This is a genomic window from Pseudomonas bubulae (genome assembly GCF_037023725.1).
Taxonomy (GTDB): Bacteria; Pseudomonadota; Gammaproteobacteria; order Pseudomonadales; family Pseudomonadaceae; genus Aquipseudomonas; species Aquipseudomonas bubulae.
Genome location: NZ_CP146077.1, coordinates 153,881 through 167,581, shown reverse-complemented (window position 1 = coordinate 167,581; position 13,701 = coordinate 153,881). Strand labels below are relative to the sequence as shown.

13 protein-coding genes are annotated in these 13,701 nt (G+C 58.1%); 8 read left to right on the top strand and 5 right to left on the bottom strand.

The features are described from left to right. The first annotated feature begins 173 nt into the window (after window positions 1–173). The 6 genes from rpsF (at window position 174) to V6L81_RS00810 (ending at window position 6,311) form a co-directional block, all read left to right on the top strand. Window positions 174–599: a 30S ribosomal protein S6 gene (gene rpsF, locus V6L81_RS00835; RefSeq protein WP_003439045.1), complete on the top strand. Its 426-nt coding sequence runs from the start codon at window positions 174–176 to the stop codon at window positions 597–599. Between the two features lie 28 nt (window positions 600–627). Next, the gene (gene rpsR, locus V6L81_RS00830) at window positions 628–858 is read left to right on the top strand and encodes a 30S ribosomal protein S18 (protein WP_003171373.1); all 231 of its coding nucleotides are present in this window, start codon (window positions 628–630) and stop codon (window positions 856–858) included. A gap of 36 nt (window positions 859–894) precedes the next feature. Further along, the gene (locus V6L81_RS00825; RefSeq protein WP_095000965.1) at window positions 895–1,791 is read left to right on the top strand and encodes a hypothetical protein; all 897 of its coding nucleotides are present in this window, start codon (window positions 895–897) and stop codon (window positions 1,789–1,791) included. A 19-nt stretch (window positions 1,792–1,810) separates the two neighbouring features. Next, complete coding sequence (rplI, locus tag V6L81_RS00820) at window positions 1,811–2,257, top strand: 50S ribosomal protein L9 (RefSeq protein ID WP_003439047.1); 447 nt, start codon at window positions 1,811–1,813, stop codon at window positions 2,255–2,257. A gap of 120 nt (window positions 2,258–2,377) precedes the next feature. Then, window positions 2,378–3,772: a replicative DNA helicase gene (dnaB, locus tag V6L81_RS00815; protein WP_016783319.1), complete on the top strand. Its 1,395-nt coding sequence runs from the start codon at window positions 2,378–2,380 to the stop codon at window positions 3,770–3,772. A gap of 232 nt (window positions 3,773–4,004) precedes the next feature. After that, window positions 4,005–6,311: a YgiQ family radical SAM protein gene (locus V6L81_RS00810; protein WP_095000967.1), complete on the top strand. Its 2,307-nt coding sequence runs from the start codon at window positions 4,005–4,007 to the stop codon at window positions 6,309–6,311. 350 nt (window positions 6,312–6,661) lie between these two features. On the opposite strand, the gene V6L81_RS00805 is transcribed toward V6L81_RS00810, so the two are convergent. After that, entirely contained in the window at window positions 6,662–6,862 is a 201-nt protein-coding gene (locus tag V6L81_RS00805) for a hypothetical protein (RefSeq protein WP_095000968.1), read from the bottom strand. A gap of 332 nt (window positions 6,863–7,194) precedes the next feature. Here V6L81_RS00805 and azu point away from each other — a divergent pair, with 332 nt between their 5' ends. Next, window positions 7,195–7,641, top strand: coding sequence for an azurin (gene azu / locus V6L81_RS00800; protein WP_095000969.1), 447 nt, complete (start codon window positions 7,195–7,197; stop codon window positions 7,639–7,641). Window positions 7,642–7,698: 57 nt separating this feature from the next. Here the strand turns inward: azu and V6L81_RS00795 are convergent, their stop codons facing one another. From V6L81_RS00795 to V6L81_RS00780, 4 genes are all read right to left on the bottom strand, one after another. Next, on the bottom strand, window positions 7,699–8,727 hold the full coding sequence (locus V6L81_RS00795; protein ID WP_338660413.1) for a DUF1338 domain-containing protein: 1,029 nt from the start codon (window positions 8,725–8,727) through the stop codon (window positions 7,699–7,701). A gap of 214 nt (window positions 8,728–8,941) precedes the next feature. Then, on the bottom strand, window positions 8,942–9,769 hold the full coding sequence (nadE, locus tag V6L81_RS00790; RefSeq protein ID WP_095020790.1) for an ammonia-dependent NAD(+) synthetase: 828 nt from the start codon (window positions 9,767–9,769) through the stop codon (window positions 8,942–8,944). A gap of 3 nt (window positions 9,770–9,772) precedes the next feature. Beyond that, a complete protein-coding gene (gene pncB, locus V6L81_RS00785; RefSeq protein ID WP_338660412.1) occupies window positions 9,773–10,987 on the bottom strand; it encodes a nicotinate phosphoribosyltransferase in 1,215 nt (404 codons plus the stop codon). Window positions 10,988–11,128: 141 nt separating this feature from the next. Further along, window positions 11,129–12,025, bottom strand: coding sequence for a LysR family transcriptional regulator (locus tag V6L81_RS00780; protein ID WP_095017674.1), 897 nt, complete (start codon window positions 12,023–12,025; stop codon window positions 11,129–11,131). Window positions 12,026–12,179: 154 nt separating this feature from the next. Between V6L81_RS00780 and V6L81_RS00775 the strand changes: the two genes are divergently transcribed. Next, entirely contained in the window at window positions 12,180–13,670 is a 1,491-nt protein-coding gene (locus tag V6L81_RS00775; protein ID WP_095000974.1) for an aldehyde dehydrogenase family protein, read from the top strand. Window positions 13,671–13,701: the final 31 nt, after the last annotated feature.

The window sequence follows — 13,701 nt, the reverse complement described above, 5'->3', positions numbered from 1 at the left end:
GTTCAAATAATCACCAATTGCCTTGCGCCTCTGTTGTCCCTTCTCTACAATTGCGCCCCTTGCCGTCATGGCGGGCGCATATGTGCCTCTCTAGGCAAGACACACAAGTGTCATTCACTCCTTGTCTGACCGCTTTTTAGTTAGCGGCAGGCTACAACCCGTAAGGAGCATTCATGCGTCATTACGAAATCATCTTTTTGGTCCACCCGGATCAAAGCGAACAAGTCGGCGGCATGGTAGAGCGTTACACCAAGCTGATCGAAGAAGACGGCGGCAAAATCCACCGTCTGGAAGATTGGGGCCGTCGTCAACTGGCCTACGCAATCAACAATGTTCACAAGGCTCACTACGTGATGCTGAACGTTGAGTGCACTGGCAAAGCCCTGGCTGAGCTGGAAGACAACTTCCGTTACAACGATGCTGTGATCCGTAACCTGGTCATCCGTCGCGACGAAGCCGTAACTGGCCAGTCCGAGATGCTCAAGGCTGAAGAGAACCGCAGTGAGCGCCGTGAGCGTCGTGACCGTCCTGAGCATTCTGACAGCGCCGATGGCGATGACAGCGATAACAGCGACGCCAGCGATAACGCTGACGAGTAATCCACGGACCTTTTGAGGAGCCAATTACATGGCACGTTTCTTCCGTCGTCGTAAATTCTGCCGCTTCACCGCAGAAGAAGTGAAAGAGATCGATTACAAGGATCTCAACACTCTGAAAGCTTACGTATCCGAGACCGGCAAAATTGTTCCAAGCCGTATCACCGGTACTAAAGCTCGTTATCAGCGTCAGCTGGCCACCGCTATCAAGCGCGCCCGCTTCCTGGCCCTGCTGGCCTACACCGACAGCCACGGCCGCTGAGACCGGGCAGTCGACAAGTAGTAAAGGATTGAAAGCATGCGCGCCTTAGCTGAGTTCATCATGCGAGGCCGTGTGCAGGCCACGTTAATCGTGGCCGGATGTGCGGCATTGCCGTTCTTGTTCTGGTTGAGTGCTGCTGCAGGTAGCCTGGTGCTTCTGCGGCGCGGTCCGAGAGATGCCTTGAGCATTCTCTCATGGGCGTTACTGCCGGCCTTGGTCTGGTGGTTTATCGGAGAGCCCCGCACCCTTATGGTGCTGCTGGGAACTCTGGGGCTGGCGTTGATGTTACGCGCCGGTCAGTCCTGGAATCGCGTGCTGCTGGTCAGCGTAGCGTTGGGTGTGGTGTATGGCGTGGTCCTGGGTACGGTTTTCCGCGAACCCATTGGTGCGATGGCGCAGGAGTTGGAAAAACTTCTGCCGCAGGTCCTCAATGGTCTCTACGACAAGTTATCTGACGTAGAGCGAGCGCGCCTTGGAGCACTGATTGCACCCGTCCTCACCGGTTTGATTGCAGCTTTGATGCAGGTCGTCAGCGTGCTGAGCCTGATACTTGGGCGTTATTGGCAGGCGTTGTTGTATAACCCGGGTGGTTTTGCCAGCGAATTTCGCAGCATCCGCCTACCGCTGGGACCAGCGCTCGTATTGCTGGCGTGCATGCTTGTAGGGCCGAACTTCGGTCCCGAAATGGCCATGCTTACGCCGTTGTGCAGCGTAGCGTTGTTCTTCGCCGGGCTGGCCCTGATTCATGGGCTGGTGGCGCAAAAGCGACTGGCCAAGTTCTGGCTGGTGGGGTTGTACGTCACGCTGTTGCTGTTTATGCAGCTGATCTATCCGTTGCTCGTGGTCTTGGCCATTGTCGACAGCCTGATTGATTTTCGCGGACGTCTGGCGCCGAAAGGCACCGATAAAGACTCTGCGGACGGTGAAGGTTAAAAGTTAAGAGGATTTTCACATGCAACTGATCCTTCTGGAAAAAGTCGCGAACCTGGGCAACCTGGGCGACAAAGTAAATGTTAAGGCCGGTTACGGTCGTAACTACCTGCTGCCGTACGGCAAAGCTACCGCTGCAACCGCTGCCAACCTGGCTGCGTTTGAAGAGCGTCGTGCTGAGCTGGAACAAGCTGCTGCAGATAAAAAAGCTTCGGCTGAAACACGCGCTGCCCAACTGGCTGAGCTGGAAGTGACTATCACTGCCACCGCTGGCGACGAAGGCAAGCTGTTCGGCTCGATCGGCACTCACGACATCGCTGATGCACTGACCGCCTCCGGCGTTGAAGTTGCAAAAAGCGAAGTTCGTCTGCCGAACGGCACTATCCGCAACGTTGGCGAATTCGACGTGGCTGTGCACCTGCACGCCGAAGTTGAAGCAACCGTACGCGTTGTTGTGGTAGCTGCTTAAGCAGTCTTAACTGACTGGCACCTTGTGTGCCGGACGGTTAACATCGGGCACGATCCTGTTTACAGGTCGTGCCCTTTGTCTTTCTGCAGATCCTGATTTTCAAACTAATTCCAAGTGGCCATGAACGATATCTCCGCTCCTGAGCAATACGATCTACAAACCGCAGCCCTGAAGGTGCCTCCGCATTCCATCGAGGCCGAACAGGCTGTGCTCGGTGGTTTGATGCTGGACAACAACGCCTGGGAACGCGTGCTGGATCAGGTTTCGGACGGTGATTTTTATCGACATGACCACCGCCTGATCTTCCGCGCCATAGCCAAGCTGGCAGACCAGAACTCCCCGATTGACGTCGTGACCCTTGCCGAGCAACTGGACAAGGAAGGTCAGACTTCGCAGGTGGGCGGCCTGGGCTACCTCGGTGAACTGGCAAAAAATACGCCGTCGGTCGCCAACATCAAGGCCTACGCCCAGATCGTGCGTCAGCGTGCGACGTTGCGTCAGCTTATCGGTATCAGCACCGAAATCGCCGACAGTGCATTCAACCCGGAAGGGCGCAGCGCCGAAGAAATCCTCGATGAGGCCGAGCGCCAGATCTTTGCCATTGCCGAGGCCCGGCCAAAAACCGGTGGCCCGGTGAGCGTCAATGATCTGTTGACCAAAGCCATCGACCGTATCGACACGCTGTTCAACACCGACAACGCCATCACCGGCCTGTCCACCGGTTACACCGACCTCGATGGCATGACCAGCGGCTTGCAGCCTGCGGACTTGATTATCGTCGCCGGTCGTCCATCGATGGGTAAAACCACCTTTGCGATGAACCTGGTTGAAAACGCCGTATTGCGCAGCGAGAAAGCGGTACTGGTTTACTCTCTCGAGATGCCAGGTGAATCGCTGATCATGCGTATGCTGTCATCGCTGGGTCGCATCGACCAGACCAAGGTCCGGGCCGGTCGCCTCGAAGACGACGATTGGCCGCGCCTGACTTCGGCGGTCAACCTGCTCAATGACCGTAAACTGTTTATCGACGATACCGCGGGCATCAGCCCATCGGAAATGCGCGCCCGTACCCGGCGACTGGTGCGTGAGCACGGCGATATCGGCTTGATCATGATCGACTACCTGCAATTGATGCAGATCCCGGGTTCCGGCGGTGACAACCGTACCAACGAAATCTCCGAGATTTCCCGCTCCCTCAAGGCGCTGGCCAAGGAATTCAACTGCCCGGTAGTCGCGCTCTCACAGCTCAACCGTTCCCTGGAGCAGCGGCCCAACAAGCGCCCGATCAACTCCGACTTGCGTGAATCCGGAGCCATCGAGCAGGACGCCGACGTCATCATGTTCGTGTACCGGGACGAGGTGTACCACCCCGAGACCGAGCACAAGGGCATTGCCGAGATCATTATCGGCAAGCAGCGTAACGGCCCGATCGGCACCACGCGCCTGGCGTTTATCGGCAAATACACGCGCTTCGAAAACCTGGCGCCAGGCAGTTACAACTTCGACGACGATTAACCTGTCCGGCTTCTGTGGGAGCTGGCCTGCCAGCGATAGCATCGACGCGGTCAATCAGATAGATCGCGCCGCCTGAATCGCGAGCAAGCTCGCTCCCACAGACAATATGCCTGCGCCAATCAATTCCGACCATTGCCGTCGGAATTGGTCATTTTTTGTGCTATATTCCGCGCCCGCGAATTTCTTAGTAAATGCCGCGCCCCCTTTTTTGCACTCAACACCGGTCATCGACATGCAATCAGCCAAGCCTCTATTTGACTATCCGAAGTACTGGGCCGAATGTTTCGGCCCAGCACCATTCCTGCCCATGAGCAGGGAGGAGATGGATCAGCTTGGCTGGGATTCATGCGACATCATCATCGTGACGGGTGATGCCTATGTCGATCACCCGTCATTTGGTATGGCCATCATTGGTCGCTTGTTGGAGTCCCAGGGTTTCCGTGTGGGCATCATTGCCCAGCCGAACTGGCAGTCCAAAGACGACTTTATGAAGCTGGGCGAGCCGAACCTGTTCTTCGGCGTTGCCGCCGGCAACATGGACTCGATGATCAACCGCTACACCGCTGACAAAAAGATCCGTTCCGATGACGCCTACACCCCCGGTGGCATGGCAGGCAAACGTCCGGATCGCGCCAGTCTGGTGTACAGCCAGCGCTGCAAGGAAGCCTACAAAAACGTACCGATCGTACTCGGCGGTATCGAAGCTTCGTTGCGCCGTATCGCGCATTACGACTACTGGCAGGACCGCGTACGCAATTCGATCCTGATCGACGCCTGTGCCGATATCCTGTTGTACGGCAACGCCGAGCGCGCCATCGTCGAAGTGGCCCAGCGTCTGTCCTACGGCCACAAAGTCGAAGACATCACCGATGTGCGCGGCACCGCGTTCATTCGTCGCGATACGCCAAAAGACTGGTATGAAGTCGACTCCACGCGTATTGACCGTCCGGGCAAGATCGACAAGATCATCAACCCGTACGTCAACACCCAGGACACCCAGGCCTGCGCCATCGAGCAGGAAAAGGGCCCGGTTGAAGACCCGAACGAAGCCAAGGTCGTGCAGATCCTGGCCAGCCCGCGCATGACCCGTGACAAGACGGTCATCCGTCTGCCATCGGTCGAGAAAGTACGTGCTGATGCGGTGCTGTATGCCCACGCCAACCGCGTGCTGCACCTTGAAACCAACCCGGGCAACGCCCGTGCGCTGGTGCAAAAGCACGGCGAAGTGGATGTATGGTTCAACCCGCCACCGATCCCGATGACCACTGAAGAAATGGACTACGTGTTTGGCATGCCTTACGCACGTATTCCCCATCCTGCGTACGGCAAGGAAAAAATCCCGGCCTACGACATGATCCGTTTCTCGGTGAACATCATGCGTGGCTGCTTTGGTGGTTGCACCTTCTGCTCGATTACCGAGCACGAAGGCCGCATCATCCAGAACCGCTCCGAAGAGTCGATCATTCGCGAAATCGAAGAGATCCGCGACAAGGTGCCAGGCTTTACCGGGGTTATTTCCGACCTTGGCGGCCCGACCGCGAACATGTACCGCATCGCCTGCAAAACGCCGGAAATTGAATCTGCCTGCCGCAAGCCGTCATGCGTATTCCCGGGCATCTGCCCGAACCTGAACACCGACCACTCGTCGCTGATTCAGCTGTACCGCAGCGCCCGTGCCTTGCCCGGTGTGAAGAAAATCCTGATCGCTTCCGGTCTGCGTTACGACCTTGCCGTCGAGTCGCCGGAATACGTGAAGGAACTGGTCACCCACCACGTCGGTGGTTACCTGAAGATCGCCCCGGAACACACCGAGGAAGGTCCGCTCAACCAGATGATGAAGCCGGGCATTGGCAGCTATGACAAGTTCAAGCGCATGTTCGAGAAGTACACCAAGGAAGCAGGCAAAGAGCAGTACCTGATCCCGTACTTCATTGCCGCTCACCCCGGCACTAAAGACGAAGACATGATGAACCTGGCCATCTGGCTCAAGACCAACGGTTTCCGTGCCGACCAGGTGCAGGCGTTCTACCCGTCGCCGATGGCTACCGCCACCGCGATGTACCACTCGGGCAAGAACCCGCTGCGCAAGGTCACGTACAAGAGCGACTCGGTGACCATCGTCAAGAGCGAGGAGCAGCGCCGCCTGCACAAGGCGTTCCTGCGCTACCACGACCCGAAAGGCTGGCCGATGCTGCGTGAGGCGCTGACCCGCATGGGCCGTGCCGACCTGATCGGTTCGGGCAAGGACCAGTTGATCCCGTTGCATCAGCCGGCGACCGACAGTTACCAGAGTGCCCGTCGCAAAAACTCGACGCCTGCCGGTAGCCACAAGGTCGCGGGTGAGAAGACCACCAAGATCCTGACCCAGCACACTGGCCTGCCGCCGCGTGCCAGTGATGGTGGCAACCCGTGGGACAAGCGTGAACAGGCCAAGGCTGCTGCGTTTGCCCGCAACAAGCAGGCTGCCAAGGAGCGCCAGGAAGCAGCCAAGGGCGGCAAGAGCCAGCGCCCGGCCCGCAAGCCGGTAGTGCCGCGCTAAGCCTGCCCTTGTAGATACTCTGTTGCAGGTCAAGCCCTATTGTGGGAGCGAGCCTGCTCGCGAACGACCTTCGCGAGCAGGCTCGCTCCCACAGTTGCAGTGTTCCTTCGGCAGCTGCTACGGTTTTGCGTAAATTGCAGTAAATCAACGCCAGCCTCAGGGCTGGCGTTGTGCTTTCTGCGCGCTGAGAGGCCTGCCACGGGTTTGTAGGCTGTTTGCTGTCGCGGAGTAAGGGAATGAGGTTGGAAGCGTCTGAGGGCGTTCAGGCTAACTGCGAGGATCAGCAGGCGGGCTGCTGATCCTGATCACAGATCCTGTGGGCCGGGTTGTGGATAACCGGGCCGAGGGGGTCAAGCAGTTGGAGCTTTGTCTTCTGGTGCGCCGGTATCTTCTGCGGCGTCTTCACTTTCGCTGTCGACTTCGTGGTCCAGCTCGGTATCAACAGTACCGCCTTCAGCAGCCGCTTTCTTGCGGGCAGCCTTTTCCTCTTTCTTCTGCTCTTTAGCCAAGTCTCTTTGACGCTTAGCGAAGTTATAGTTTGGTTTGGCCATGGGCGATCCTCTTGGGGTCGAAGGTGAGGTTGAGCGGCGCGTATTCTGCCCTGTATTAGTGCTTAGCCGTTAGCTGGGTTTTTGCAAGGTTGCACATTGCGCTAAAAATACGACTCTACACCCACGCAAAAGCCGGTTGTGGATTAAATCTAGTTACTTATTCCCCCAAAATTCAAAATGATGGCCTAAGGTTATAAGCCTGAAGTCCATTCTGGGATGGATTGTGTCGATTGTGGCGATAGACCATGACGCAGATCATATGAATCGATACAATTTTCAGGCAATCTGTATACAGATTTTTGCTTCCCCATACCCTGCCTTGGAGATACACCATGTTTGCCAAAGTTGTTGCGGTATCCCTTTTGACTCTGGCCAGCGGCCATTTGCTGGCGGCTGAGTGCGCTGTAACTGTCGATTCGACTGACCAAATGTCTTACAACACCAAAGAGATCGTCATCGACAAATCCTGCAAGACCTTCACCGTTAACCTGACGCACTCCGGCAATCTGCCGAAAAACGTCATGGGTCATAACTGGGTCTTGAGCAAAAAGGCAGACATGCAGGCAGTTTCTACCGACGGCATTGCCGCTGGCCTGGACAAAAACTATCTCAAGGACGGTGATGAGCGCATCATCGCCCACACCAAAGTGATTGGCGCCGGTGAGAAAGATTCCGTGACCTTCGATGTGGCCAAGCTGAAAGCGGGCGAAGAATATGAATTCTTCTGCACCTTCCCGGGCCACAACTCGATGATGAAAGGCGCTGTGGTTCTTAAATAACACCACCCAAGCCCTTAACAGCCCTGACGTGCCCTGCGCCGTCAGGGCTGTTTGCGTTCAGGCCCTGGAGTCGGTCATCTTGAAAATGCCCTGGGCGTTGCTGCTGTCGAAGTTCAGATCGATGCGGCCGGTATCAGGGTCGATCTTGCGTTGGATGAACTCCACAAATGACCCCGGCACTGCGTGCTCGCGGTACACCCCGGCAGCATCGACCAGGCCGCGGCTGACCGTGTTGGCGCGATAGGCGGTTTGCATCACCCGCCCCGAGGCGGACACTTCGATGCTGTCTTTCAGGGGCCGTTGCAAGTCACGTTGTTGCGCCACACAGGCTTCGAGGTCCGGCACGCGATCGGTCAGATGGTTGAAGCTGTTGCCCTCGGTTGCGATCCAGGCCATCTCGGCGCTTTCAGCGAGGAGGCAGTGGTAGTCCGTTTCCTGTACCACGCCATGCTGCCGGCCGAATGCTTGATACAGCCCTGGCAACAGGGCCTGCGCCTGGCTCAGGCTGCAGTGGCGGGTGAGGCTCAGGGTCTTGAGGATGCTGTGGTGTTGGGCCTGCAGCGGGTCAAGGCTGGAACCGACCACGCGGCTGACGGCCTGTTGAAAAGCCTCGCTGAAGCGGCCGGGGTGCAGTTCCGAGACAAAGAACTGGGCGATGTCTTCGGGCAGATCCATTTGTCGGTATCCCCAGCCGGTCATGTTCAGCTTGGTCAGCGGGTAGGTTCGCACATCGGTAAAGCCCAGTGGCTCCAGCAAACGGGCAAATGCCTGGCGGCCGCGGGGCAGTTCGCCGTTGGCAGGCCAGTCCACCGTACGGAGGGCGCCATGGTCGAACACTACCTTGCGGCCATGCTGTGCCTGTTCCTGTTCCTGTACATAGCGTCGGCCTTCAGGCACGGCTTCCACCAGTTTGTGCAGCAGGCACAGGTTCAGTGCTTCGGCGAGCCACACCCGGTGCAGTGCCTGTTCATGCCAGTTGAAGCGCAGCAGCCCTTCAGGCACTTCGACATGCTCACGCAACCAGGCGGTGGCCGGTTGGCCGAGCACGGAATCGACAAGGGAGAACAAAGCATCGAAAGCAGGCATGGGGCAGGGCTCTGGCGACGAAATAGACGTCTATCAAAGCCTTTGGCCGTTGCGGCCACAAGCGAAAAAAATTGCGGGGTTCATTCCGTTTTTTCCGGGAAGGAAAAAGCCCCTCACCCTAGCCCTCTCCCGGAGGGAGAGGGGACGGATTGATGGTGTTCTTGAAACCGCGTGCGGTCTGCTCCCTCTCCCTCCGGGAGAGGTACGCACGGGCTCAAGGCGCGAACGGCATCTCACGCTTGTGGTGGGTCTTTTCGTACGTCTTGCAGATGATATTGAACGCTTCTTCGCTCACCGGCTCGCCATGCAAAAAGGCATCGATCTCGGCATAGGTCACGCCGTGGGACGCTTCGTCCGGTTTGCCGGGCTCCAGGTCTTCGAGGTCGGCAGTCGGGACTTTCTCCACCAGCGATTCCGGCGCACCAAAATGCCGCGCAATGGCCCGCACCTGATTTTTCACCAGCCCGCTGAGCGGCGCCAGATCACAGGAACCATCACCGAACTTGGTGAAGAAGCCCATTACCGCCTCGGCGGCATGGTCGGTACCGATCACCAGTCCGCCAGTCGCCCCGGCAATAGTGTATTGCGCCACCATGCGCATACGCGCCTTGGTGTTACCCAGTACAAAGTCCACGGTGGTGGCAGGCTTGCCTTCAAACGCGGTCACTTCAGCCGCCAGGGCCTTGACCGCAGGGCCGATGTTCACGGTCTGGCGCTCGTCCGGGTTGATAAAGTCGACCGCCGCCGTGGCGTCCGCTTCGTCATGCTGCACACCGTAAGGCAGGCGCACGGCAATAAAGCGATAAGCCTGGTCACCGGTCTGTTCGCGCAATTGCTGCACCGCACGTTGGGCCATCAGGCCTGCGGTCAGGGAGTCGACCCCGCCGCTGATGCCCAGTACCAGGGTCTTGAGCCTGGCGTTGTGCAGGCAGCACTGAATGAAAGTGATACGCCGGGCAATCTCGGCCTCAAGGGCTGCGGTGTCTTTGAACGGCGGCTGGACCTTGAGGTCTGCAGCAATCTGACGCTGTACGGCCTGCATGATTCACTCCTTGGGAGAATGTTCAGGAACTTGGAAAACGTGGCGTAAATAGGCGGCGAAATTGGGGTCGGAGCAATGGGTTTTGCCCGGTTCATCGGAAATCTTGGCCACCGGCGAGCCATTGCAGGCGTTCATTTTAAGCACGATGCTCATTGGCTCAACCCCCGGAATGTCGCAGGTCAGGTTAGTCCCGATACCGAAGCTGACGTTGATCCGGCCGCGCAGTGACCGGAAAATCTCCAGCGCCCGGGGCAGGGTCAGGCTGTCGGAGAACACCAGAGTCTTGCTCATGGGGTCGATGCCCAGCTTGTGGTAATGAGCTATGCATTTTTCGGCCCACCCCACAGGGTCGCCGGAGTCGTGGCGCAGGCCGTCGAACAGCTTGGCAAAGTACAGATCGAAATCTTTCAGGAAGGCATCGGTAGTAATGCAGTCCGTCAGCGCGATGCCCAGCAAGCCGCGGTACTCGCGCACCCAGCAGTCGAGCGCGGCACTCTGGCTGTCGATCAGCCGTGGGCCCAGTTGCTGGTGGGCCATGATCCATTCGTGGGCCATGGTCCCCAGCGGCTTCATGTCCAGCTCGCGGGACAGGTTGACGTTGCTGGTGCCGACAAAGCGCCCTGGGAAGTCGTGCTTGAGCACACTGACGACTTCTTCTTGCACGCGGTACGAAAACCGTCGACGAGTGCCGAAATCGGCGACTTGCAGTTCAGACAACTCTTCAGCGCTGGCATTGGCCTGCAGCCAGTCAAACTTGCGATACAGCTGCTCCCGGGCCTGTGACAGCACGGTATCGGCATAGCGCGAACGGTTGCGTACTTCGCTGACAATCGCCAGTAACGGCACTTCAAACAGGATCACATGCAGCCACGGCCCGCGCAGGCGGATAACCAGTTCGCCGTTTTCGATGCCGGTGTGTACATAGCGCATATTGAAGCGAAACAGCCCCAAAAAGCGGATGAAGTCGGGCTTCATAAAGGTGATGCGTTCCAGAAACCCCAGCTGGTCCTGAGTCATGCTCAGTTCGCACAGGCGTTCGATCTGGTGACGAATTTCGTTGAGGTATGGGCGCAGATCCTCACTGTTGCGGCAGCGGAATTCCCATTCGACTTCGACGTTGGGGTAGTTGTGCAGCACCGCCTGCATCATGGTCAATTTGTAGAAGTCGGTGTCGAGCAGGTTCTGCACGATGCGATCGGCAAATACACTCTCGCTCATAGCGGCAATCTCCATGCTGCCCGTGCCTGATAGCCACGGTGTCCAGCTTTTTCAATGAATGGCGCTAGTGGCGCATATCTGCAGGCGGTTTTGCCAGCGGTTTTTGTGGTCGTAGCCTGTTTCTGCCCGCTCCCACAGGTGTTATCGCGCATCCAGCTGCTCCATGAACCAGCTCACGAATGCTTTTACCTTGGGTACGCCTGCCGTATGTTCAGGATAGGCCAGGTAGTAGGCATCGCGGCTCGGCATCAAGTGCTGCCAGGCGATGACCAGTTTGCCGTCGGCCAATTCCTCTTCCACCAGGAACCTCGGTAGCAGTGCCACGCCACAGCCAACCTGGGCTGCGCGGATGCACATGTAGAAGGTGTCGAAGCGCGGCCCATGGTAGCTGTGATCGGTATGAAACCCCTGATGCTCAAACCACTCGTGCCAGGCCTGTGGCCGCGAAGCGTTCTGCAGCAACACCAGACCTGTGAGTTGGGTCGGGTCGGTCAGTGCCGTGCCCGGCAAGCTTGCTGGCGAACATACGGCGACCAGTTCTTCACTGAACAGCTTCAGGCTCTCGGTGCCGGGCCGTGAGCCCTGGCCGAAGTAAAACGCCAGATCGCTGCGCCCTTGCAGCAAATCGTCGCCTTGCTGCTCATTGCACAGATCCAGATGAATATGCGGATGGCGTATGCCCCAACCTTTGAGGCGCGGCACCAGCCAGCGGGCGCCAAAAGTGGAAGGGGTGGAGACCCGTAGCACTTCTGTTTCGCCGCCATAGGAACGCAGGGTGTGGGTCGACATCTCTACCTGGGTCAGGATTTTTCGGACTTCTACCAGATACAAATCCCCTGCAGGCGTCAGTTGCAAACGGCGGCGCACCCGGCGAAACAGCAAGTGCTGCAACAGCTCCTCGAGCTGTGCGACCTGTTTGCTGACCGCGCTCTGGGTCAGATTCAGCTCTTCGGCCGCGCGGGTGAAACTCAGATGACGGGTCACCGCTTCAAAACACTGCAACGCCGTGATCGAAGGTAGATGGCGCTTGTTGAGCATAGAAGGCCTCTGATTGTTGTTGTCAGGCAACGTTACCAGTGCAGCATGAATTTTCGGAATGATATCTCGCTTAAAGGTCGTTTGTTGCCGCCATGCCAGCCAGCTACAACTAAAGGCCTGTGAATCATTTTTTAAAGCTCAAGGAGTGCCTTCAATGGTTGCTGCATTACTGGATCGTCTTGGTGTGAACCCCGCGCTGTACCAGCAGGGCAATCAGCCGGTGTATACGCCGATTGACGGTAGCCAGATCGGTGCGGTGCACTGGGAAGGGGCTGCCGAGGCCGAGCAGCACGTGACCCGCGCCGAACACGCCTTCGAGGCATGGCGCAAGGTGCCTGCCCCGCGTCGTGGGGAACTGGTGCGCCAGTTCGGCGATTTGCTGCGTGAGTACAAGGCCGATCTGGGCGAGCTGGTGTCATGGGAAGCGGGCAAGATCACCCAGGAAGGGTTGGGCGAAGTGCAGGAAATGATCGACATCTGCGACTTTGCAGTTGGCCTGTCGCGTCAGCTCTACGGCTTGACCATCGCCTCGGAGCGACCAGGCCACCATATGCGTGAAACCTGGCACCCGCTGGGTGTGGTGGGTGTGATCAGCGCATTCAACTTTCCGGTGGCCGTGTGGGCGTGGAATACCGCGTTGGCGCTGGTATGCGGCAACGCGGTGATCTGGAAACCATCGGAAAAAACCCCGCTGACGGCGCTGGCCTGTCAGGCCTTGTTTGATCGTGTGTTGAGCTCGTTTGAGGGCGCGCCCAAGTACCTGGCCCAGGTGGTGATTGGTGGTCGTGAAGCGGGCGAAGCCCTGGTTGACGATCCGCGAGTCGCGCTGATCAGTGCCACCGGCAGCACGCGCATGGGCCGCGAAGTGGCACCTAAAATCGCCGCACGCTTTGCCCGCAGTATTCTGGAGCTGGGCGGCAACAATGCGATGATTTTGGCGCCGAGTGCCGACCTGGACATGGCCGTGCGTGCCATCCTGTTCAGTGCTGTCGGTACTGCCGGGCAGCGCTGCACCAGCCTGCGCCGGCTGATTGCCCACGACTCGGTCAAGGAAGAAATTGTCACCCGGCTCAAGGCGGCCTATTCCAAAGTGCGTATCGGTCATCCGCTGGAAGGCAATCTGGTGGGGCCGCTGATCGACAAAAGCAGCTTTGAAAACATGCGTGATGCGCTGGAGCAGGCCCTTAGCGAAGGCGGGCGGGTATTTGGTGGCGAGCGGCAATTGGCGGGCCAGTACCCTGGCGCTTACTACGTGGCCCCGGCGATTGTGGAAATGCCCGAGCAAAGCGACGTGGTGTGCAGCGAGACCTTCGCGCCGATTTTGTATGTGGTCGGTTACAGCGACTTTGCCGAGGCCTTGCGCCTGAACAACGCGGTGCCGCAGGGGCTGTCATCGTGCATCTTCACCACCGATGTGCGCGAGGCCGAGCAATTCATGTCGGCCACTGGCAGTGATTGCGGGATTGCCAACGTCAATATCGGGCCCAGCGGTGCGGAAATCGGGGGTGCCTTTGGTGGTGAGAAAGAAACCGGGGGCGGTCGCGAGTCGGGGTCAGATGCATGGCGTGGATATATGCGCCGGCAGACCAATACCGTCAACTACTCGCTGGAATTGCCGTTGGCGCAAGGGATTACGTTCGATTGAGGTGATGCAAGCCCTCACCCCCAACCCTCTC

What these genes read in the sequence shown, in the direction of transcription:
- rpsF (WP_003439045.1), top strand. Translation starts at nt 174, where the DNA reads ATGCGTCATTACGAAATCATCTTTTTGGTCCACCCGGATCAAAGCGAA.
- rpsR (WP_003171373.1), top strand. Translation starts at nt 628, where the DNA reads ATGGCACGTTTCTTCCGTCGTCGTAAATTCTGCCGCTTCACCGCAGAA.
- V6L81_RS00825 (WP_095000965.1), top strand. Translation starts at nt 895, where the DNA reads ATGCGCGCCTTAGCTGAGTTCATCATGCGAGGCCGTGTGCAGGCCACG.
- rplI (WP_003439047.1), top strand. Translation starts at nt 1,811, where the DNA reads ATGCAACTGATCCTTCTGGAAAAAGTCGCGAACCTGGGCAACCTGGGC.
- dnaB (WP_016783319.1), top strand. Translation starts at nt 2,378, where the DNA reads ATGAACGATATCTCCGCTCCTGAGCAATACGATCTACAAACCGCAGCC.
- V6L81_RS00810 (WP_095000967.1), top strand. Translation starts at nt 4,005, where the DNA reads ATGCAATCAGCCAAGCCTCTATTTGACTATCCGAAGTACTGGGCCGAA.
- V6L81_RS00805 (WP_095000968.1), bottom strand. Translation starts at nt 6,862, where the DNA reads ATGGCCAAACCAAACTATAACTTCGCTAAGCGTCAAAGAGACTTGGCT.
- azu (WP_095000969.1), top strand. Translation starts at nt 7,195, where the DNA reads ATGTTTGCCAAAGTTGTTGCGGTATCCCTTTTGACTCTGGCCAGCGGC.
- V6L81_RS00795 (WP_338660413.1), bottom strand. Translation starts at nt 8,727, where the DNA reads ATGCCTGCTTTCGATGCTTTGTTCTCCCTTGTCGATTCCGTGCTCGGC.
- nadE (WP_095020790.1), bottom strand. Translation starts at nt 9,769, where the DNA reads ATGCAGGCCGTACAGCGTCAGATTGCTGCAGACCTCAAGGTCCAGCCG.
- pncB (WP_338660412.1), bottom strand. Translation starts at nt 10,987, where the DNA reads ATGAGCGAGAGTGTATTTGCCGATCGCATCGTGCAGAACCTGCTCGAC.
- V6L81_RS00780 (WP_095017674.1), bottom strand. Translation starts at nt 12,025, where the DNA reads ATGCTCAACAAGCGCCATCTACCTTCGATCACGGCGTTGCAGTGTTTT.
- V6L81_RS00775 (WP_095000974.1), top strand. Translation starts at nt 12,180, where the DNA reads ATGGTTGCTGCATTACTGGATCGTCTTGGTGTGAACCCCGCGCTGTAC.